Raw genomic sequence first — 19,354 nt, 5'->3', positions numbered from 1 at the left:
CCAAGAGTACCGCGACGACGTACCGGAGGGATGGCAGACTGACATCCATGAAGCACGTGAACACCATCTGGATCGCCGCCGCCATGGTGATGATCTGGCCGGCGCGGGTGATCCTGCAGGCCGCCTGCCCGGCACCCGATCCGCGGTCGGCGCAGACCCTCATCGTCCCGGGAACCGCCCAGTACGACGGTCGCCCCAGCGCCCAGTTCGCGGCCCGGCTCGATCAGGCTGCGGATCTCTGGCGGGCCAATCCGTCCCTCCGCGTCATCACCGTGGGTGGGAATCTGCCGGGGGACCGGTTCACGGAGGCGGGCGTCGGGGCGGACCAGCTCCGCCGCGCGGGAGTCGACCCCGGGGCGATCACCGCGGTGGCGCAGGGCAACGACACCAGGGGTTCCCTCGCCGCCGCGTTGGCCGCCTGCCCGGATCCGGGCAGGGTCATCATCGTCACCGACCCGAACCACCGGTCCCGTGCCCGGTTGATCGCCCGGGAGGTCGGATTCTCCGGAGTGGACACCGTCGGGGCGGCCGGGACTCCGACCCGGTTCCCCGGGACGCACTGGGCGTGGACACTCCTCCACGAATCCGCGGGACTCGCCGTAGCTGACCTGCGCCGCCTACCCGCACCGGCCGGGGTGGCCGATATGCTGGAAAAGGCACTGCGCACCGCCGCGGGCCGACTGAGGCCGTCGAGAAGCACCCGCTACCGTCACCTCGACCGCGACGGAGCCTGAGACCCTGAGACACAGCGAGCCAGAGCCCGACCGACCACACCCGACCAGGAGACGCCGACCAACCGTGGAGAGCCCCGCCCGATACCGCTACACCGCCGAAGACAGGGCGCGCTTCTGCGACGAGACCCCGAAGGGCAGCCGGATGGACGCCACATCGGTGGACAACCGCAGTGCCTTCTCACGCGACCGGGCCCGGGTCCTCCACTCCGCGGCACTCCGCCGACTCGCCGACAAGACCCAGGTCGTCGGGCCGCGGGACGGGGACACCCCCAGGACCCGGCTCACGCACTCCCTCGAGGTGGCCCAGATCGCCCGCGGCATCGCCTCCGGCATCGGCGTGAACCCGGATCTGGCGGATCTCGCGGGACTCTGCCACGACATCGGACACCCGCCCTACGGGCACAACGGTGAGGTGGCCCTCGACGAGCTGGCCGCCGACTGCGGGGGCTTCGAGGGAAACGCCCAGACGCTGCGGATCATCTCGCGCCTGGAACCGAAGATCCTCGCACCGGACGGGTCCCCCCACGGCCTCAACCTGACACGCGCCTCGCTCGACGCCGCCTGCAAGTACCCGTGGACACGGATCGCACCCGACGGCACACCGCGCCGCAAGTACGGAGCCTACGACGAGGAGGCGGAGCTGCTCGCCTGGATCCGCGAGGGTCACGACCCACAGGACACCAGGCCCTCCATCGAGGGGCAGGTGATGGACTGGTCCGATGACGTCGCCTACTCGGTGCACGACGTCGAGGACGGGATCTGCTCGGGACGCATCAGCCTGCGGGTCCTGTGGGATCTCTTCGAGCTCGCGGAACTCGCGGAGAAGGGGGCCGAGGCCTTCGGCGGCGACCCGGAGGAGATGATCGCCGCGGCGGATTCCCTGCGCCAGCTCCCCGTCGTCGCGGCGGCGGCGGACTACGACGGTTCACTCTCGTCCCTCGTCGCGCTCAAGGCGCTGACCAGTGAACTGGTCGGCCGTTACGTGGGGGCCACCGTCGGTGCGACCCTCGAGGCCGCTGGGGACGAGTGGTTGGGCAGGATGCACGGGCGTCTCGTCGTCCCACCGGCCGCAGCCGCTGAGGTTCAGATGCTCAAGACCATCGCCGTTCTCTACGTCATGGAGGAGACCCGCCACCAGCAACGGCAGAACCGGCAGCGGGAGCGAATTGCGCGGGTCCACGACTACCTGACCTTCGGCGCCCCCGGCACGCTGGACCCGATCTTCGCGGCCTGGTGGGCCGACGCCGACAGTGACGCCGCACGGGCCCGGGTGATCATCGACCAGATCGCCTCGATGACGGAGTCCCGACTCGAGCGCACCGCGAAACAGGCCAGCGGAGTGGCGGGGTACTACATCTGACGTTTTCACCCGGCCCGGGGGAGTGCGTGGTTGCGGAGACCCGTGAAGGCAGCCTAATCTGCATACACGTGCGCACCTGTGCACATGTATGCAGATTTCCGCGACGACAGAAACGAGCCCGGAGTGTCCGCACCCGCCGCCCCACCACTGCTGAGTGTCCTCCGGCATCGGACCTACCGCAGGCTCTTCACCGCCCAGGTCGTAGCACTGGTGGGCACAGGTCTGCTCACGGTCGCCCTCGGGCTCCTCGCCTACGACATCGCGGGCGGTGACGCCGGGCTCGTGCTCGGCACCGCGTTGACCATCAAGATCCTCGTCTACGTGGTCGGGGCCCCGACCGTCACGGCGGTCGCGGCGAAGCTGCCCGTCAAGCCCGTCCTGATCACCGCGGACCTCGTCCGCGCCTCCATCGCGGTCTGCCTGCCGTTCGTCCACTCCGAGTGGCAGCTCTACGTCGCGATCTTCCTGCTGCAGGCCGCGTCGGCCACCTTCACCCCGACCTTCCAGTCGGTCATACCGCAGGTGCTCCCAGACGAGGACGAGTACACCAACGCCCTGTCCCTGTCCCGGATGGCGTACGACGTCGAGCAGATCACCAGTCCCGCCGTCGCGGCGCTGTTCCTCGCGGTGATGAGCTACCACAACCTGTTCATCGGGACGATGCTCGGTTTCCTCGTCTCCGCGGCGCTGGTGATCGGGACGCGGCTGCCGGCCCGTCCCGAACCGGAGTCGGAACAGTCCGGGTTCCTGTCCCGGGTGTTCCGTGGGGCGAGGATCATGGCGGCGGAACCGGAACTCCGGGGAGTTCTCTGGCTCAACCTCGCGGTGGCCGCACCGATGGCGACGGTCATGATCAACACCGTCGTGATCGTCCGCGGGGAGATGGACAGGAACGACACCGCGCTCGCGATCACCCTCGCCGGATTCGGCCTCGGGTCGATGCTGACCGCTCTCGCCCTTCCCCGGATCCTCACCCTGGTGTCCGACCTCGCCGTGATGACGGCCGGCGCCCTCGCGGGAGCCGCGGCGCTCGCGGGACTCATCCTGCTGCTGACCGTCGGCGACCGGCTCGACGGTGCCGGCGCCTGGTTCACGCTCATCGTCCTGTGGCTCGTCCTCGGTTCCGCGACGTCGGCGCTGCAGACCCCCATGTCCCGGGTGCTGCGGCGGAACGTCGAACCCGAGAGCTACAGCTACATATTCGCGGCCCAGTTCTCACTGTCCCACGCCTGCTATCTCGCGACGTATCCGGCGGCCGGATTCCTCGGGGTCTGGTTCGGGCTGCCCGCGGCCACAGGGGTACTTCTTGCGATGACCATCCTGGCGGTCGGCGCGGGATTCAGGGCATTCAGCTTCCGGCAGCCGGTAGCGTGAGGGATCATGAAGATCAAACCGCGTGATCCCGCCGCCTCCCTGGTGCACGATCCGCCGGTGTCGGCCGAGCTTCTGGACACCGGCGCCGCCACCCTGAAACTCCTGGCTGAACCGACGCGTCTCCACCTCCTGTGGTTGCTCAGTGGTGCCGAGTACTCGGTCGGTGATCTGGTGGAGGCCACGGGAATCTCCCGGACGGCCGTCTCCCAGCACCTGGCCAAGCTCCGGTCCGGAAACCTGGTGCAGACCCGGAGGGACGGGCGCCGCGTGATCTACCGGATGGACGACGGGCACCTGGTACGGCTCGTGACCGAGGCCGTCAACCACGCTGATCACGTCATCAGCGGTGAGCCCCGACACTCCTAGGTCAGTTGGTCCCCGGCACCGGGGGAAGAATGCAGCTGCAGATCGACCCGGGCGCCGAGGAACACCCGGCACAGCAGGATCCGCCGTTCCCGGGGCCAGTGCGACAGGTCGGGGCTCACCACCTTCCGTAGCCTGGTCCGCTCGCCGAGGAAGTCCGCGAGAGCATCGAGATTCTTCGGGACGGGGCTCTCGGGGTCTGCGTCGCAGGCGTGGAACAGGGCGGCGAACCACGTGGTCTCGTTGGCCGCGGCGGCCGCTCCGAGAGTCACCGTTCGTGCGGTCATCGGTTCTCCTCCGCATCCGGGATCAGGCAGAAACTGTCGTAGTGGTCGTCCGTGTAGTACCAGACGTCCGGGTCCCGGTCGGAGCCGCCGCCGGTGATGATGCGGCGTTCACCGCGGTGTCTGAGGCCCGGTGTCTCCACCGTGTACTCGCGGTAGTAGCTGTTGTTCTCCCGTGGCAGTCGGCGTTCGTAGTTTCCGAAGTGCTTTCCGTCGTGCGCGGGATGGTCGAACGGGCCACCGGCGAGGATGTCCTCCACCACCAGTTCGGCCTGCTCCGGGAGGGTGTCGAGGGGACAGGTCCGCTCCGTTTCCGCGGACGGGGTCCGGGTCGTCGATCGCGCGGGCGGGGACTGTGTCGTCGATGGGCGGGTGGATTCCCGAGTCGGGGCCGAAGGTGGTGCGGGATCCCCGCTCAGATCGATACCGAACCACGCCGCACCGAGCAGAAGAACGGCTCCGGCGACGGCACCCAGCAGGCGGCGATTGTCCATTGCCCCATGATCGCATGAACACCGCGGCCTACCGGGACCCGGGTGGTGCGACGGCCCGTGGTCACTCCTCCGGTCCGCTGCTCCGGCACTACAGTGGTGGGCATGGCTAAGGGACGTATTCCGGAGAGTGACATCGCGGCGATCCGTGAGCGCACCCCGATCGAGGAGATCGTCGGGGAGTACGTCCAGCTCAAGCCCGCCGGCAGCGACTCCATGAAGGGCCTTTCCCCATTCAAGGACGAGAAGACCCCGTCGTTCCACGTCCGGCCGAACCGGGGCTACTTCCACTGCTTCTCCACCGGCGAGGGAGGGGACGTATTCAGCTTCCTGATGAAGATGGAGCAGATCCCCTTCCCGGAGGCCGTGGAGATCTGCGCCGAGAAGATCGGCTACCACATCAACTACGAGGGGGGCGGCCCCGGGCGCCGTGAGGAGCCCGGAACCAGACAACGGCTCGTCGCCGCGAACAAGGCCGCCCACGCCTTCTACCGGGAACAGCTCGAGACCCCGGAGGCAGCGACCGCCCGCGCGTTCCTCACCGACCGGGGTTTCTCCGCCGAGCACGCCCGGAGCTTCGGCTGCGGCTACGCGCCCGGCGGATGGGACACCACGACGAAGCATCTGCTGCGGAAGGGCTTCGACGTCAAGGAGCTGACCGCGGCGGGAGTGACCACGATGGGCAAACGCGGCCCCATCGACCGGTTCCACCGCCGGCTGCTCTGGCCCATCCGCAACCTCGCGGGCGACGTCATCGGCTTCGGTGCGCGCAAGCTCTTCGACGACGACCAGATGGGCAAGTACATGAACACCCCCGACACGCTGCTCTACCACAAGTCGAAGGTGCTGTTCGGGCTCGACCACGCGAAGAAGGCCATCGCCTCCGGACACCAGGCCGTCGTCGTCGAGGGATACACCGACGTCATGGCCATGCACGCGGCCGGGGTGACGACGGCCGTCGCGGCCTGCGGCACCGCGTTCGGTGAGGAGCACCTGCAGATACTGCGTCGCCTGATGCTGGACGACAACTACTTCCGCGGCGAGTTGATCTACACCTTCGACGGGGACGAGGCCGGACAGAAGGCCGCCATGCGCGCCTTCGAGGGGGATCAGCAGTTCACCGGCCAGTCCTACGTCTCGGTGGCACCCGACGGCATGGACCCGTGCGATCTCCGCCTGGAGCGCGGCGATGCCGCGGTCCGCGATCTCGTCGCCAGGCGGGTGCCCATGTTCGAGTTCGTCGTCCGGACGATGATCGCCGATTACCCGCTCGATTCCGCGGACGGGCGGCTCCAGGCACTCCGACGGGGGGTACCCGTCGTGGCGGGGATCAGGGACGAGACGCTCCGCAACGAGTACGCCCGACAACTCGCCGGATGGGTCGGCTGGGCGGATCCGACCGAGGTGCTCGAGCAGGTCCGTGCGGAGGCCAGGCGGCCGAAGAAGAAGCAGGAACCACGGCGGGCCCGCCGGTTCGACAACGCGGAGACGCCCTCCGCCACCGCCCCGGTGACACCGGCACTCGAGCTACCGGATCAGCGCACGCCCCGGCTCTGGCCGGAACGCGAGAGCCTCAAACTCGCCCTGCAGTACCCGGAGCATGCGGGGGAGTACTTCGACGGTCTGCCCGTGGACGCGTTCACGCATCCCACCTATCAGGCGATCAGGCGCGCCATCAGCGAGGCCGGCGGTTGCGCAAACGCCCACGACGGTGTCGACTGGTTGTCGAGGGTCGCCGGGGAAATGGACGATCTGGTCGGGCAGCATCTGGTCTCCGGGCTGGCGGTGGAGCCGATCCACTGCGATGACGGGGAACTGGGCCGGTACACCGACAGCGTGCTCTCCAGGCTGCAGGAGGTCCGTGTCGGAAACCAGATCGCGCAGCTCAAGGGACAGCTGCAGCGGATGCGTCCGTCGGATGACGAGCTGGCGTACAACTCGATGTTCGCCGATCTCGTCGCGCTCGAGCAGGCGCGCCGAGAGCTCCTGGACCGGGCATTCAGGACCGGCTGATCCCGCCACCTGCCCGCTGCCTCATCCGTGGTTCGGCAACTCGATGGTCTTGATCCCGTAGAGGACACCACCGCGGAGCATCCGGAACACTCCGGACGCGATCCTCATGCCGAATCCGATCGGGCTGCATGTGTCGTCGTCCCCGACCGCCCGCCAGCCCGGTGCCAGCGCGGCCAGATGGCGGGAGTCCTCGATACCGAAGGTGTAGACGGCGCCGGTTCGTCTGGTGATCTGGGACCTGGTCGGACGCCGGATGATGCTCGCGTGGTGGGAGTCGCAGATGAACCGCGCCGGGGCGGACATGTGCCGCCCGATGTCGGTGAGGATCTGTGTGACATCGTCGAGGGTCAGGTACATGAGCAACCCTTCCGCGACGAACACGGTGGGTACCGCGGCGTCGACACCGTCGATCCACCCGGGTTCGGTGACGGAGGCGTCGATGAGCCGTGTGTCGTCCTCCGGGATCAGCCTGGACCGGAGCTCCAGGACCTTCGTCCTGTCGATCCCGAGCCACCACGCGTCGAGGTCCGCTAGCCGGGAGGCGCGGTTGCACAGCCCGATGCCGAGCGTGACCACCTGGATCTCCGTACCCTCGTGCTCGGCGGCGAACTGCCGGACGCGGGCGTCCATGGCCATCGACCGCCACACGGTTCCCGCGACGTTCGATTTACCGGTCAGCACGAGTTCGTTGGGGTCGGACCCGGCGGCGCGCCCGACCTCGACCAGCCTCTCCCACACCTCCCGGGCCTGATCGTCGTGCCACCCGGGTATGCGGTAGCGTTCACCCGCCGTGGCGCGCGAGTACACCGTGGTCGCCAGCGTGGCTCCGACGTTGTCCCCGTAGAGGTCAGCTGTCGAGGTCATTTTCGTCCGCCTCTCACCTGGTTCCGACGGCCCCGGGCCCGGGGCCGCCACAGGAAAAAAGCCACCGTGGCCGCATCCTGCACCAGCGAGAATACGCCGTTTTGCAGCAGTGCGGAACGGTGGCTCGAATGATTTTTTCGGGCGGCCGAAGCCCGGGTCAGTCCTCGTCGGGCTCGAGGATCGTCTGACCGGAACCCGTGGTGCCCCTGCGGAGGTCCTTGACCTCCTTCATCCGGGGCTCCGGATCGAGTTTGTTGGCGACGGCCTTCCGGGTCGCGGTGACGGCGGCTCGGGCAACCGGAGACTCGACCGCCATGGTGTACCCCTTCTTGAGCTGATGGTACCGCTTCCGGCCGGCCTTCGTGCCGAAGACGTAACCTGCGGCCGCACCGACGACGAACTGGATCATGTGAGGGGGATACTCCTTGATTGGGGGGCTGGGGTCGTTGTCCTCACTCTACCGAAGGTGTCGACCATGGGCATCGGCCCGGGCCGGCGGTCCACCGCAGCCGGAGGGCGGCTCCGGGCGGCCACCGGTCGCCACGGGGAATGTTGTTAGTCTGGGGTCGGTTCCGTGCCCCGGGGACCGGTGGAGCGTCGGGGCGGTGCACGGCACACGATCCTCCACCGCTACCACGAGGAGGACATGTGGCACCGTCCCGTACCATCTGGTTCGACGCCGAGCAGCTGCGCGCGGCCGTCGACATGGGCACCGTCGTCGACCGGGTCCGTGAGGCCCTGATCGGCCTGCACCGGGGTGAATTCGAGATCCCGTTGCGTTTCGCCCCGGGCGAGGGGAACTTCCTCGTCATGCCGGTCCGGCACATCGCGAGTGAGACGCTCGCGGTGAAGTCGTTGTCGGCCAATTTCACGGGACGACGCCCGGCGCTGTCCGGGACGCTGACGTGGGAGGAGTGGCACACCGAACGGCACGTCGGGGCGGACGCCGCGGAGGCCACCGCGATGCGCACCGGGGCCGTCAGCGGTGTCGCGGCGGATCTGCTCGCGGCACCCGACGCCGATGCCCTGACGGTCATCGGTGCCGGGGGACAGGCCCCCGACCAGATCCGCGCGGTGCTCGCGGTCCGCGCCGTCAGCTCGGTCACCGTGGCCTCACTGACCCGGGAATCGGCGGAGGCGTGCATCGCACGCGTCGCCGGTGAATTCCCGGACGTGCGGTTCACCGCCTCCGACGATCCGCGCGCCGCCGTCGCCGGCGCGGACATCATCTGCTGCGTCACACCCTCGACCGGGGAACTGTTCTCCCTCGGAGACCTCAAGCCAGGAGCGCACGTCAATCTCATCGGGTCCTACCGCCCGGAGATGCGGGAGATGTCGGGATCGGACGTCGCCCGCACGGTGCTGTTCGTCGACGATGTCGAGGCCGTGACCGCTGAAGCGGGGGAGATCATCGAGGCGGTGGAGAATGGCGAACTGGACCCGGGGGAGCTGCGTACCCTCGGCTCCGCTCTCGCCACCGGAGACGTGTCCCACGATCCGGAGAGGATCACCGTCTTCAAATCCGTGGGCGTCGCCGTCCAGGACTGGGCCGTGATGCGCGCACTCGTGGACACGGTGGACATCGACGGATCCGACTGAGACCCGGACGGTGGACACAAGAAAGGCCGGGCGGTGGAAACCGTCCGGCCTTCTCTGTGGCTCCCCCAACTGGACTCGAACCAGTAACCCTTCGATTAACAGTCGAATGCTCTGCCAATTGAGCTATGGGGGAATGATCTCATTGCGTCCCGGAGCGCGCCCCGGGCAACGGAAAGTTACTATATCGGCGCCTGTGGGGGATGGCAAATTGCCACTTCAGACATCTTTTCCGGGGGTCGACCCAGGGTCGGTGACGCCGGTGTGACCGGGAGGTGGCGCCGCGGTTATACTGTGAAACGGTCGACGGTCACCGAGCGTCGGCGCGGGGCTGTAGCTCAGTCGGTTAGAGCCGCGGACTCATAATCCGCTGGTCCCGGGTTCGAGCCCCGGCGGCCCCACCGTGATGCCCCGCTGCGCGCGCAGCGGGGCATCACGCATTCTCCGGGGGCCCCGGGATGCGGATGTGAGCTCCCGCGGTTCCGTGATGTCGGGTGGGTGTGCCCGGTTGTCGGGGGTGATTGCCCGACCGCCCCCGGTGGGTGGGATGACATGCGGGGTGGATTCGTGGTCCGATAAGGCACATGCTCACTGTCGACCCCTCCATCCTGGGGATCTACCGCAGTCTCGACCTGATCGGCGTCCTGCTCAACGGGGCCATCGGCGGGACGATAGCCCGGCAACGGAACTTCGACATCATCGGGTTCTCCGTGCTGGCGCTGCTGTCCGCGCTCGGCGGCGGCATGGTCCGGGACACCCTGCTCCAGCAGGGACCGCCGGCGGCGATCGCCGAACCGATGTACATGGGTGTCGCCGTCGCCGGTGGCGTGCTGGCCATGGTCATCCACCTGAAGGGGCGCGCGTGGGAGCTGTTCCGGGTGCACGGGGACGCGGTGATCCTCGGGGTGTGGGCGGTCACCGGGTCGACCAAGGCGCTCAGCTACGGGCTCCCGGCGGCCTCCGCCGTATTCATGGGCGTTCTGACTGCGGTCGGCGGGGGGATGATCCGGGATGTGGCCTGCGGGGACATCCCGTCGATCTTCGGGGGGAACACGCTGTACGCCACCCCGGCCATCACCGCCGCGACGACGATGGTCGTCTTCAACTGGGCGGGCCATGACGGTGTGGGCATGATCGCGGCGACGGTCTGTGGCGCCGGCTTCGCGATCCTCGCCTACTGGCGTGGCTGGGTGCTGCCCGCCAACCCGGAGTGGGCGCCGGTCAACATGACGGCGGCGCAGCTGATGAAGGCGTTGAAGCGTGCCGAGCGTCGCGGGGAGCGCGACGGTATCGCTGAGGGACGTCGCGAGGGGCACGCTGAAGGCGTCGCCGAGGAGCGCAGGAGATGGCGGGCTTCGGGCGCTGAGGATCCCGACCTGCCGGACTGACGTTCCATCGAAAAGTGTCGTGAGCTGGATTCACCCACTCTTCTGAAAATAGACAGAGTGGTATGTATTGACCGAACAGATCGGTTCGGAGTAGGGTCTTCGGCATGAGCCTCCGCCAGTCCGCGAACATCACCCCCGGAACCGTGACCTGTCCGGTCGCCGGCTGCTGTCCGGGCATGTGGATGTCGCGCCACTGTCGCTGACCCACCTCATGGAGCGTGGCGGGCGAGCCGTCACCACGACCGGCCCCGCTGCCCTGCGCCGGCACACCGTGAAGCCACGGAACGCAGGCCACGCGCCGGCGTGCAGGGGAAACTGCGCCCCTCGAATCAACGCACTCATCTTCAGCTAAGGACTATTTGACGTGTCTACTTCCATATCCGGTTCCCGGACCCGCTCCGACGATATCCGGGACCCCGACGCGGCGGCGAAGCCCGGGAAGCGGGCCAACCCGCTGACGAGTTTCGGCGCCCAGATCATCTACGGCCTGATCATCGGTCTCATTCTCGGCCTCGTCTCCCGTTCCCTGGGGGGCGAGAACTGGCTCGCCGCGACGCTCACCGCCGTCGGTTCGGCCTATGTCGGACTGCTCAAGGTGCTCATTCCGCCGCTCGTCATCACCGCGGTGGTGACCTCGATCGCGAACCTCCGACAGGTCACCGATGCGGCTCGTCTCGCCTGGCAGACCCTGCTGTGGTTCGCCGTCACGGCGCTCGCCGCCGTCCTCGTCGGCATCGGGGTCGGGCTCCTGATCCATCCGGGACGGGGCGCCAGCATCGACGTCGCCTCAGCGGCCGATCCCGGATTCGTGGGAAGCTGGTCCGCCTTCATCCAGTCCCTGGTGCCAAGCAACATTCTCGGACTCGATGTCCGTCTCTACGGCTCCGGAGATGCGCTGGAGGCCAGCCCCAACTTCAACGTGCTGCAGCTGCTGCTCATCTCGATCGCATTCGGCATCGCCGCGGTCAAGGTCGGCAAGGACGCGGAGCCGGTGATCGGCTTCGCCCGCTCCCTGCTCGCGATCGTGCAGAAGGTCCTCTGGTGGATCATCCGCCTCGCCCCGATCGGCACCGCCGCGCTCATCGGTAAGGCCGTCGCGGTCTACGGCTGGGAGGCCATCGGTTCCCTCGGCAGCTTCGTGCTCGCGATCTACATCGGACTGGCCATAGTCATCGGCGTCATCTACCCGCTGGTACTGAAGTTCAACGGGCTGTCCATCGCGCAGTTCTACCGCAAGGTCTGGCCCGCGACCTCGCTGGGCTTCGCCACCCGTTCCTCGATGGGCACCATGCCGGTCACGGAGCGCACCGCCGTCGGTGCACTCGGTGTCCCCCGCGCCTACGGTTCCTTCGCGGTCCCGCTCGGTGCCACGACGAAGATGGACGGCTGTGCCTCGATCTACCCCGCCATCGCGGCGATCTTCGTCGCCGAGTTCTACGGCATCGATCTCCAGCTGACCGACTACCTCCTCATCGTCTTCGTCTCTGTCATCGGCTCCGCCGCAACGGCGGGAACCACGGGAGCCATCGTCATGCTGACGCTGACGCTCTCCACTCTCGGCCTTCCGCTCGAGGGCGTCGGACTGCTCCTCGCGGTCGATCCGATCCTCGACATGGGCCGCACCGCGGTCAACGTCACCGGCCAGGCGCTCGTTCCGACCGTCGTGTCGAAGCGCGAGGGAATCCTCGACGAGGAACTGTTCGCCTCGGACCGCACTGCGGCCAGCGCCGAGCGCTGACCGGTGGTCCCGGCCCCGGCGGCAACCGGGGGAGAAACGGCCGATCCGACGGACATCACGTGTCCGTCGGATCGGCCGTTCGCCGTGGGAGCCGGCCCGACGCCCGGGGGCCCGCCGGTGCAACGGTCTGCCTGGCTCCGCACCGGGACGGGGTGCGGACCGGCACCCGATAGAATCCCGTGCATGGACCTCAACGCTCTCGCTTCCCTGGATTCCTGGCCCGTCGACAACGCCGCTGCCGCGGTCGTGTCGGGCGGAGAGCTGACGACCGTGGGGGACACCGGGCGGTGCTACCAGCTGGCCAGCGTCACCAAGCTGCTGTCGGCGTGGGGGGTCCTTCTCGCGGTGGAGGAGGGTGTGTTCGACCTTGGTTCCGGGGTCGGTCCCCACGGGGCGACGGTCCGACAGCTCCTCTCCCACGCGGGTGGTGTGGGATTCGCCTCCCGGGAGCCGGAGCGGGATCCGGGCACGAGGCGCATCTACTCCTCGGCGGGCTTCGAGATTCTCGCCGATGTGGTGGCGGGGGAGGCGGAGATGGAGTTCTCCGAGTATCTCCGGGAGGGGGTCCTTGAACCCCTCGGGATGAGCCGCACTCGATTGACCGGATCCGCCGGGCACGGCGCGGAATCGACCGTCCGTGATCTGACGGTCTTCGCCCGGGAGGTGCTCAGTCCGACCCTGCTGCACCCGGAGACCGTTGACGCCGCCATGCAGGTGCAGTTCCCGGATCTCGACGGGGTGGTTCCCGGGTACGGGATGCAGAAGCCCTGTCCGTGGGGACTCGGATTCGAGATCCGTGGACGGAAGGACCCGCACTGGACCGGGGCCGGGATGCCCGCCGACACGGTGGGGCATTTCGGGCAGTCGGGCACGTATCTCTGGGTGCACCGCCCCACGGAACGGGCGATGGTGGTACTGACGGACAGGAACTTCGGCGAATGGGCGAAGCCGCTCTGGTCGGAAACGAACGATGCGGTCTGGGCGGAGCTGGCCACCTTCTGATCCTCAAGTTGAGGTTCAGAAAATGGGGGGATCAAGTTGTCGTCGAGAGTTGCCGGTGTGATCTGTGTTGCCTGACACTTGGGTCAGGATAGCCCGCCGTTACCTTTCTGTTATCGCCCGCCGTCACCTGATCGATGATCACCGTGACCGGGGAGACGGACAGGGGCGGGGGAGCGCAGACCGAGGCCGTTGGGGAAGACGACCCTCGTCTTGCACCGTCCACCGTGGGCGCACGGACGATGGAGACATCGTGCGACCGCTCACGCTGGGATGGTGTTCACAGTGCTGCCCATTGCGAGGACATCCGTGACACAGCGATCAACATGCTCCACCGCGCCTGCCCTGCGCGACGGTTCCGGCGCCGGACAACCGGACCGTGCCGCTGGCGCGCGCACGAACACCACCCACGCACGCCTGACCATCACCGGACTTCCGGTGGCCCTCCGTCCAGTGGTGGAGACCGCCATGGCCGTGTGCCTGCCGACTCCGGGCCTCCAGGCCCCGCCCGGTACCGATCCGCTGACCGCGGACTGGTGCACCGGCTGGAGCCGGTCGTGCGCCGTTCCGCGCGGAGTCGACTGCAACCAGCCCCTCAGCGGGGCACGGAACGAACTGCTCCGGCTGGCCAGGCTCCTGGACGGTCTGGGCGACACCCACGGCTTCGACGTCGAACTGACCGTGTTCGACGGCACTCCAGCGGATGACCGGTGGACGGCGGGGTGGGTCTGAGTCCCGCGGCGGGATACCGGAACGGGGAATCCCGCTACTGACCGGAGGCGTCCTCCGCGGCGCGTTCGTCGACCAGCGCCACGATGTCGGCGACCGTGCCGAAACGGTCCATGTCGGTGTCGACGATACGGATGCCGAAGGCATCCTCGAGGCGCACGGCGATCTCCACCAGAGACAGTGAATCGATGGCCAGATCCGAGATCCGGGAGTCGCCCGAGATCTCCTCCGGTTCGAGCCCCGAGGCGGTGCCGATGACGTCCACGACGGTTGTCAGTGTGCCGGTACCCGGTTCGGCGGCGTGGGTGATGGGTTCGGTGAGCGACATCTCGGGCGGTGTCCTTCGCTGTTGATCGGACGGTTCGGGGGCGGCGGTGCCACTGTCCAGGCTACCGGCACGCGACCGTGTCATACCAACGGGCGCCGAGACGGTATTGTGTGATCGATCGAAAGCGTCAACCCCTCAATCAGGAAGGCCACCATGGTCCTGGATCCCGGCCGCGCGGCCAACGCACTGCGCCGCATCTCCCACCGGATCACCCCGTGGGGGCGCTCCGGTCTGCGCACCGTCCGTGCCGGCATCCAGACGGAGGGGATCCGTCCCGGACTCACCGACATCGACCGTCGCGGGACCGTGACCAACGACGGGATCGACCTCCACTACTACGAGGTCGGCCCGGAACACGCGGACACCACCGTCGTCTTCGTGCACGGGTTCACACTGACCGCGGAAGCCTGGTTCTTCCAGGTGGATCACCTGCGCCACAGTCACCCCGACATCCGGTCCGTGCTGCTCGATCTCCGCGGGCACGGCGCCACCGGAATGGTCGCACCCGAACGGTGCACGATCGACGGCGCGGCGGACGACGTCCTCGCCGTGATCGCCGCGCGGGTCCCCACCGGTCGGATCATCCTCGTCGGACACTCCATGGGGGGAATGATCCTGATGAGCCTCGTGCGCCGCTGCGGCGACACCCTACGCGACCGGATCTCCGCCGTGATCACGGTCTCCACCGCGATGGAACCGATGGCCTCCGGGGGGATCGCCCAGATCATCGACAATCCTGTCGCGGACCGGGTCCACGGGGTGATCTCCCGGAACCCCGAGGAATCCGACCGGATCCGGAAGGAACTGATGGAGATGCTCGCGCCGGTGCTGGCGGTGACGATCTTCCAGCGTAACGGCACCGACTACGACGTCATCGAGTTCCACGCCGACCAGATCCACGAGACCCCGGCCGAGACGTACATCGGCTTCTTCCCGGAACTGCAGAGCCACCAGGAACTCGCCGCCGTCGCCTACCTGAGTGAGATCCCCGGCTACGTCGTCGTCGGGGACAAGGACAACGTCACGCCGGTAGAGCAGGCGGAGCGCACCGTCGAACTGTGGCCGCGGGCGAAACTGCGGGTCATCCCCGACGCGGGGCACATGGTGGTGCTGGAGGCCCCGGACGCGGTCAACGCGATCATCGACGAGGCGATTCTCGCCACCCGCCCGGCGGTTCCGCACGCGAACTGACGGTCATCGGCGAACGCTGAATCAGAGGCCCGTGACCGAAGTCCACCCCGGAGTCGTGGTCACCACGTTGAGATCACCGCAGAAACTGAACCCCCGATCTCGATCTCGGGGCCGGTGGGCCTGCCCGCAGCTGCGGTGCGGAAATTCCCGAGGACCGTCGTCGCGGTCACCGTCACAGACACCCCCTCCGGGATGATCAGGGTGCAGTCCCCGAGCAGGCTCATCAACGTGATCCGACAGCGGTCCGATGCCATCGTGGCTTCCCGCAGATCGAGTGTGACATCACCGGTGAGCGAATGGATGCGCAGCTCCCGGGGCAGGTGCCAGACGCCCCGGCTGGAGATGTCCCCGAGCACCATGTTCATGGTTCTCCGGTCGGGGTCCGGGACAGCGGCGCGGTTCGGGACCGGGGCCGGAACCCGCTGCACCGTCTCACGGAATTCGTCGGGGGTCTCAGCCACCCAGACCGCCGTGGACAACTCACTGAACATACCGAGATCGAGCTGACCCCGTCCCACGGCCCTGATCAGTTCCGCCTCGGTCTCCTCGCGCAACCGGCGGTGCGGGATCCCGACCGGCTCCCCGGTTTCTCCTGGCCCGCCAGATGTTGAGTCCATGGTCCCGATACTAGCGGGAAGCTCCCCGTGTCGATCCTGCAGGCCGGTCGGGGGACGTACCGTAGGTCGACGGAATAAACGGGCTGTGTGCCCCGGAAACCAGGTTTCCGGGGCACACAGCCCGTGAGTGAGAAGCGTCGACGATCCGGTCAGACCACCGTCGGATCCGTGATCTCGAACTTCGTGGCGGCGTTGTCCGCCACGGAGACGTCGATCTTCCCTTCACGGGCGAGACCGGCGAGAACCGCCACAACGACGGACTCGGCGTCCGTGTTGAAGAAACGGCGGGCGGCCGGACGCGTGTCGGAGAAACCGAAGCCGTCGGTACCGAGGGTGGTGTAGTCACCGGGCACCCACTTGCGGATCTGTTCCGGCAGCGCGGTGGCGAAGTCTGAGACCGCGACGAACGGGCCGGAGACGTCAGCCAGCTTGCGCTGGACGTACGGGTCCTCGATCTCCTCCGCGGGGTGGCGGAGCTGCTCGAGATCGCGGGCCTGGCCGTCACGGGCGAGCTCGTTCCACGAGGTGACGGAGAAGATGTTGGACCGGACGCCGTACTCCTCGGCCAGGATCCCCTTCGCCTTGAGCGCCGCCTGCATCCCGATGCCGGAGGCGAGGATGGAGGCCTCGTGGCCCTCGCCCTCACCGGCCGGATCGTAGAGGTAGATGCCCTTGTGCAGACCCTCCACATCGAGGTTCTCCGGCTCCTTCGGCTGCGGGGTCGGCTCGTTGTAGATGGTGAGGTAGTAGATCACGTTCTCACCGCGACCCGGGCCGTACATGCGGTCGATGCCTTCCCGGATGAGGTGCGCGAGCTCGAACGCGAACGCCGGGTCGTAGGTGACGACGGCGGGGTTGGTCGAGGCCAGGATCGGCGAGTGGCCGTCCATGTGCTGCAGACCCTCACCGGTCAGTGTGGTGCGACCCGCGGTCGCACCGAGGAGGAAGCCACGGGCCATCTGGTCCGCTGCGGCCCAGATGGAGTCACCGGTGCGCTGGAACCCGAACATCGAGTAGAAGATGTAGAGCGGGATCATCGGTTCGCCGTGCGTGGCGTACGAGGTGCCGGCGGCCATGAACTCGCCCATGGAACCGGCCTCGTTGATGCCCTCGTGCATGATCTGCCCGTCGACGGCCTCCCGGTAGGAGAGCATCAGGTCGTGGTCGACAGGGGTGTAGTTCTGGCCGTGCGGGTTGTAGATCTTCAGGGTCGGGAACCAGGAGTCCATGCCGAAGGTGCGTGCCTCGTCCGGGATGATCGGGACGAAGCGGCGGCGCAGTTCCTTGTCGCGCATGAGTTCCTTGAAGGTGCGCACGAGCGCCATGGTGGTGGCGACCTCCTGCTTGCCGGAACCCTTGCGCAGGGACTTCAGCGCGTCGATGTCCGGGACCTCGAGCGGCGTGTATGAGGAACGGCGTTCGGGCACGAAGCCGCCGAGCTCGTGCCGGCGCTCCAACATGTACCGGATCTCCTCGGAATCCTCGCCGGGGTGGTAGTACGGCGGCAGGTAGGGGTCCTTCTCGAGCTCCTCGTCGGAGATCGGGATCTGCTGCTTGTCGCGGAACAGCTTCAGGTCGTCGAGGGTGAGCTTCTTCATCTGGTGGGTCGCGTTACGGCCCTCGAAGTTGTGGCCCAGCCCGTAGCCCTTGATGGTGTGGGCCAGGATGACCGTCGGGCGGTCCTTGGTCTCCATCGCACGCTGGTAGGCGGCGTAGATCTTGCGGTAGTCGTGGCCACCGCGCTTCAGCTTCCAGATCTCCTCGTCGGTCATGTCCTCGACGAGCTTCTTCGTCTCCGGCGTCCGGTTGAAGAACTCCTCCCGGACGAACTTCCCGTCGTTCGCACGGAACGTCTGGAAGTCGCCGTCCGGGGTGGTGTTCATCAGGTGGACGAGCTCGCCGGTCTTGTCGCGCTCGAACAGGTCGTCCCATTCGCGGCCCCACACGACCTTGATGACGGACCAGCCGGCACCCCGGAAGAAGGACTCGAGCTCCTGGATGATCTTGGTGTTGCCGCGGACGGGCCCGTCGAGACGCTGCAGGTTGCAGTTGATCACGAAGGTCAGGTTGTCCAGGTTATTCAGCGCGGCGAGCTGGATCAGGCCACGGGATTCCGGCTCGTCCATCTCACCGTCACCGAGGAACGCCCACACGTGCTGCTGGGAGGTGTCCTTGATTCCGCGGTTGTGCAGGTAGCGGTTGAACCGGGCCTGGTAGATGGCGTCCATCGGGCCGAGCCCCATGGACACGGTGGGGAACTCCCAGAAATCGGGCATGCCGTGCGGGTGCGGGTAGCTGGGCATACCCCCCTGGGGGCGGGAGACCTCCTGACGGAAACCGTCCATGTCGTCCTCGCTGAGTCGACCTTCGAGGAACGCGCGGGCGTACATGCCGGGGGAGGCGTGGCCCTGGAAGAAGACCTGGTCGCCGCCACCGGGGTGGTCCTTGCCGCGGAAGAAGTAGTTGAAGCCGACCTCGTACAGCGGGGCCGAGGAGGCGTACGTGGAGATGTGGCCGCCCACACCGATGCCCGGCCGCTGGGCGCGGTGCACCATGATCGCCGCGTTCCAGCGCATCCACTTGCGGTAGCGGCGCTCGATGGCCTCGTCGCCGGGGAACTCGGGTTCCATCTCCGTCGGGATGGTGTTGACGTAGTCCGTGGAGGTGAGCGGCGGAAGGGGGACACGCTTGGCCGTGGCGCGTTCCAGGAGCCGGAGCATGAGGAATCGTGCCCGATCGGGGGTGGCTTCCTTGAGGAGGCCGTCCAGCGACTCCATCCACTCGCGGGTCTCCTCGGGGTCCGAGTCGTTCAGATACGACGCGACACCGTCCCGGATCAGCGCGAAGTTGCTGTCATCGGGTGGCGTGGCAGTGGTGTCCTGGTTCTGGGACATACCGAATCCTCCTGTGGATCAATCATCTGGTGCCTGTGTTCGGGCTGCCCGGCTCGGGAGCCCCTGTTCGGGGTTTTCCTCCGGAAGGTGTGCCCGTTCCCACGATCAGTGGGAAACGCACGTGTGTACACAAGGATACGGGTCCGACGGCGGTATGGGTGCCCCGGGCGATATCCCCGCGGAATGCACCCGCCGCGAGCACGGCTTTTGGCCGGGGCGGCGTGGCGGACAACGACCGGGATATTGTTTCGGGGGCGACACCGGTGTGGTTTGTGGCTGAAATACCCCGGGTGATGGACCACTGCGACGAGAAACCCGGTAGCGTGTACTAGCGAGATCACATCACCCGGGTAGTCTCCGGACTCCCAGCATCCGGTCCCACGGGCCGGGA

The 19,354-nt window shown here is 67.6% G+C and carries 18 protein-coding genes and 2 tRNA genes; 12 read left to right on the top strand and 8 right to left on the bottom strand.

The window, feature by feature from the left end:
- The first annotated feature begins 47 nt into the window (after nt 1-47).
- The 4 genes from JIM95_RS03030 to JIM95_RS03015 all read left to right on the top strand — a co-directional run bounded on the left by JIM95_RS03030 (nt 48) and on the right by JIM95_RS03015 (nt 3,834).
- On the top strand, nt 48-734 hold the full coding sequence (locus tag JIM95_RS03030; RefSeq protein ID WP_234034766.1) for a YdcF family protein: 687 nt from the start codon (nt 48-50) through the stop codon (nt 732-734).
- A 64-nt stretch (nt 735-798) separates the two neighbouring features.
- Entirely contained in the window at nt 799-2,094 is a 1,296-nt protein-coding gene (locus JIM95_RS03025; RefSeq protein ID WP_200260932.1) for a deoxyguanosinetriphosphate triphosphohydrolase, read from the top strand.
- 84 nt (nt 2,095-2,178) lie between these two features.
- Nucleotides 2,179-3,468 carry an MFS transporter gene (locus tag JIM95_RS03020; RefSeq protein WP_200260934.1) on the top strand — a complete coding sequence of 430 codons (1,290 nt, stop codon included), beginning with the start codon at nt 2,179-2,181 and terminating at the stop codon, nt 3,466-3,468.
- 6 nt (nt 3,469-3,474) lie between these two features.
- Nucleotides 3,475-3,834, top strand: a complete 360-nt coding sequence (locus JIM95_RS03015; RefSeq protein WP_200260937.1) for an ArsR/SmtB family transcription factor — start codon at nt 3,475-3,477, stop codon at nt 3,832-3,834.
- On the opposite strand, the gene JIM95_RS03010 is transcribed toward JIM95_RS03015, so the two are convergent.
- Complete coding sequence (locus JIM95_RS03010) at nt 3,831-4,118, bottom strand: hypothetical protein (protein WP_200260940.1); 288 nt, start codon at nt 4,116-4,118, stop codon at nt 3,831-3,833. The two genes, JIM95_RS03015 and JIM95_RS03010, sit on opposite strands and share 4 nt — an antisense overlap.
- Complete coding sequence (locus JIM95_RS03005) at nt 4,115-4,609, bottom strand: guanyl-specific ribonuclease (RefSeq protein ID WP_200260943.1); 495 nt, start codon at nt 4,607-4,609, stop codon at nt 4,115-4,117. The genes JIM95_RS03010 and JIM95_RS03005 overlap by 4 nt, the downstream gene beginning before the upstream one ends.
- 102 nt (nt 4,610-4,711) lie before the next feature.
- On the opposite strand from JIM95_RS03005, the gene dnaG reads away from it, so the two are divergent.
- On the top strand, nt 4,712-6,619 hold the full coding sequence (dnaG, locus tag JIM95_RS03000) for a DNA primase (protein WP_200260945.1): 1,908 nt from the start codon (nt 4,712-4,714) through the stop codon (nt 6,617-6,619).
- A gap of 21 nt (nt 6,620-6,640) precedes the next feature.
- Here the strand turns inward: dnaG and JIM95_RS02995 are convergent, their stop codons facing one another.
- Both JIM95_RS02995 and JIM95_RS02990 read right to left on the bottom strand, forming a co-directional pair.
- On the bottom strand, nt 6,641-7,483 hold the full coding sequence (locus tag JIM95_RS02995; RefSeq protein WP_200260948.1) for a class I SAM-dependent methyltransferase: 843 nt from the start codon (nt 7,481-7,483) through the stop codon (nt 6,641-6,643).
- 157 nt (nt 7,484-7,640) lie between these two features.
- Nucleotides 7,641-7,892: a hypothetical protein gene (locus JIM95_RS02990; RefSeq protein WP_200253125.1), complete on the bottom strand. Its 252-nt coding sequence runs from the start codon at nt 7,890-7,892 to the stop codon at nt 7,641-7,643.
- A gap of 239 nt (nt 7,893-8,131) precedes the next feature.
- Here JIM95_RS02990 and JIM95_RS02985 point away from each other — a divergent pair, with 239 nt between their 5' ends.
- Nucleotides 8,132-9,082, top strand: a complete 951-nt coding sequence (locus tag JIM95_RS02985; protein ID WP_200260951.1) for an ornithine cyclodeaminase family protein — start codon at nt 8,132-8,134, stop codon at nt 9,080-9,082.
- A gap of 57 nt (nt 9,083-9,139) precedes the next feature.
- On the opposite strand, the gene JIM95_RS02980 is transcribed toward JIM95_RS02985, so the two are convergent.
- Nucleotides 9,140-9,215: transfer RNA gene (locus tag JIM95_RS02980), tRNA-Asn, on the bottom strand.
- A 191-nt stretch (nt 9,216-9,406) separates the two neighbouring features.
- Here JIM95_RS02980 and JIM95_RS02975 point away from each other — a divergent pair.
- The 5 genes from JIM95_RS02975 (at nt 9,407) to JIM95_RS02955 (ending at nt 13,936) form a co-directional block, all read left to right on the top strand.
- Nucleotides 9,407-9,480, top strand: a tRNA-Ile gene (locus JIM95_RS02975).
- A gap of 183 nt (nt 9,481-9,663) precedes the next feature.
- Nucleotides 9,664-10,467: a trimeric intracellular cation channel family protein gene (locus tag JIM95_RS02970; protein ID WP_200260953.1), complete on the top strand. Its 804-nt coding sequence runs from the start codon at nt 9,664-9,666 to the stop codon at nt 10,465-10,467.
- A gap of 406 nt (nt 10,468-10,873) precedes the next feature.
- On the top strand, nt 10,874-12,205 hold the full coding sequence (locus tag JIM95_RS02965) for a dicarboxylate/amino acid:cation symporter (RefSeq protein WP_410170738.1): 1,332 nt from the start codon (nt 10,874-10,876) through the stop codon (nt 12,203-12,205).
- Nucleotides 12,206-12,388: 183 nt separating this feature from the next.
- Complete coding sequence (locus tag JIM95_RS02960) at nt 12,389-13,207, top strand: serine hydrolase domain-containing protein (RefSeq protein WP_200260956.1); 819 nt, start codon at nt 12,389-12,391, stop codon at nt 13,205-13,207.
- Between the two features lie 306 nt (nt 13,208-13,513).
- Entirely contained in the window at nt 13,514-13,936 is a 423-nt protein-coding gene (locus JIM95_RS02955; RefSeq protein WP_200260959.1) for a hypothetical protein, read from the top strand.
- 34 nt (nt 13,937-13,970) lie between these two features.
- Here JIM95_RS02955 and JIM95_RS02950 read toward each other — a convergent pair whose 3' ends face one another.
- Nucleotides 13,971-14,261, bottom strand: a complete 291-nt coding sequence (locus JIM95_RS02950; protein ID WP_200260961.1) for an acyl carrier protein — start codon at nt 14,259-14,261, stop codon at nt 13,971-13,973.
- 153 nt (nt 14,262-14,414) lie between these two features.
- Here JIM95_RS02950 and JIM95_RS02945 point away from each other — a divergent pair, with 153 nt between their 5' ends.
- Nucleotides 14,415-15,452 (top strand): alpha/beta fold hydrolase, encoded by a 1,038-nt coding sequence (locus JIM95_RS02945; protein ID WP_200260964.1) that lies wholly within the window; start codon nt 14,415-14,417, stop codon nt 15,450-15,452.
- Between the two features lie 59 nt (nt 15,453-15,511).
- On the opposite strand, the gene JIM95_RS02940 is transcribed toward JIM95_RS02945, so the two are convergent.
- Together JIM95_RS02940 and aceE are read right to left on the bottom strand one after the other, a co-directional pair.
- Nucleotides 15,512-16,069, bottom strand: a complete 558-nt coding sequence (locus JIM95_RS02940; protein ID WP_200260967.1) for a LiaF domain-containing protein — start codon at nt 16,067-16,069, stop codon at nt 15,512-15,514.
- Between the two features lie 149 nt (nt 16,070-16,218).
- Complete coding sequence (aceE, locus tag JIM95_RS02935) at nt 16,219-18,963, bottom strand: pyruvate dehydrogenase (acetyl-transferring), homodimeric type (RefSeq protein ID WP_200260970.1); 2,745 nt, start codon at nt 18,961-18,963, stop codon at nt 16,219-16,221.
- Nucleotides 18,964-19,354: the final 391 nt, after the last annotated feature.

Source organism: Corynebacterium antarcticum (assembly GCF_016595285.2).
Lineage (GTDB): Bacteria > Actinomycetota > Actinomycetes > Mycobacteriales > Mycobacteriaceae > Corynebacterium > Corynebacterium antarcticum.
This window is presented reverse-complemented; position numbering and strand designations above follow the sequence as displayed.

What these genes read in the sequence shown, in the direction of transcription:
- JIM95_RS03030 (WP_234034766.1), top strand. Translation starts at nt 48, where the DNA reads ATGAAGCACGTGAACACCATCTGGATCGCCGCCGCCATGGTGATGATC.
- JIM95_RS03020 (WP_200260934.1), top strand. Translation starts at nt 2,179, where the DNA reads ATGTATGCAGATTTCCGCGACGACAGAAACGAGCCCGGAGTGTCCGCA.
- JIM95_RS03015 (WP_200260937.1), top strand. Translation starts at nt 3,475, where the DNA reads ATGAAGATCAAACCGCGTGATCCCGCCGCCTCCCTGGTGCACGATCCG.
- JIM95_RS03010 (WP_200260940.1), bottom strand. Translation starts at nt 4,118, where the DNA reads ATGACCGCACGAACGGTGACTCTCGGAGCGGCCGCCGCGGCCAACGAG.
- JIM95_RS03005 (WP_200260943.1), bottom strand. Translation starts at nt 4,609, where the DNA reads ATGGACAATCGCCGCCTGCTGGGTGCCGTCGCCGGAGCCGTTCTTCTG.
- dnaG (WP_200260945.1), top strand. Translation starts at nt 4,712, where the DNA reads ATGGCTAAGGGACGTATTCCGGAGAGTGACATCGCGGCGATCCGTGAG.
- JIM95_RS02995 (WP_200260948.1), bottom strand. Translation starts at nt 7,483, where the DNA reads ATGACCTCGACAGCTGACCTCTACGGGGACAACGTCGGAGCCACGCTG.
- JIM95_RS02990 (WP_200253125.1), bottom strand. Translation starts at nt 7,892, where the DNA reads ATGATCCAGTTCGTCGTCGGTGCGGCCGCAGGTTACGTCTTCGGCACG.
- JIM95_RS02970 (WP_200260953.1), top strand. Translation starts at nt 9,664, where the DNA reads ATGCTCACTGTCGACCCCTCCATCCTGGGGATCTACCGCAGTCTCGAC.
- JIM95_RS02960 (WP_200260956.1), top strand. Translation starts at nt 12,389, where the DNA reads ATGGACCTCAACGCTCTCGCTTCCCTGGATTCCTGGCCCGTCGACAAC.
- JIM95_RS02950 (WP_200260961.1), bottom strand. Translation starts at nt 14,261, where the DNA reads ATGTCGCTCACCGAACCCATCACCCACGCCGCCGAACCGGGTACCGGC.
- JIM95_RS02945 (WP_200260964.1), top strand. Translation starts at nt 14,415, where the DNA reads ATGGTCCTGGATCCCGGCCGCGCGGCCAACGCACTGCGCCGCATCTCC.
- JIM95_RS02940 (WP_200260967.1), bottom strand. Translation starts at nt 16,069, where the DNA reads ATGGACTCAACATCTGGCGGGCCAGGAGAAACCGGGGAGCCGGTCGGG.
- aceE (WP_200260970.1), bottom strand. Translation starts at nt 18,963, where the DNA reads ATGTCCCAGAACCAGGACACCACTGCCACGCCACCCGATGACAGCAAC.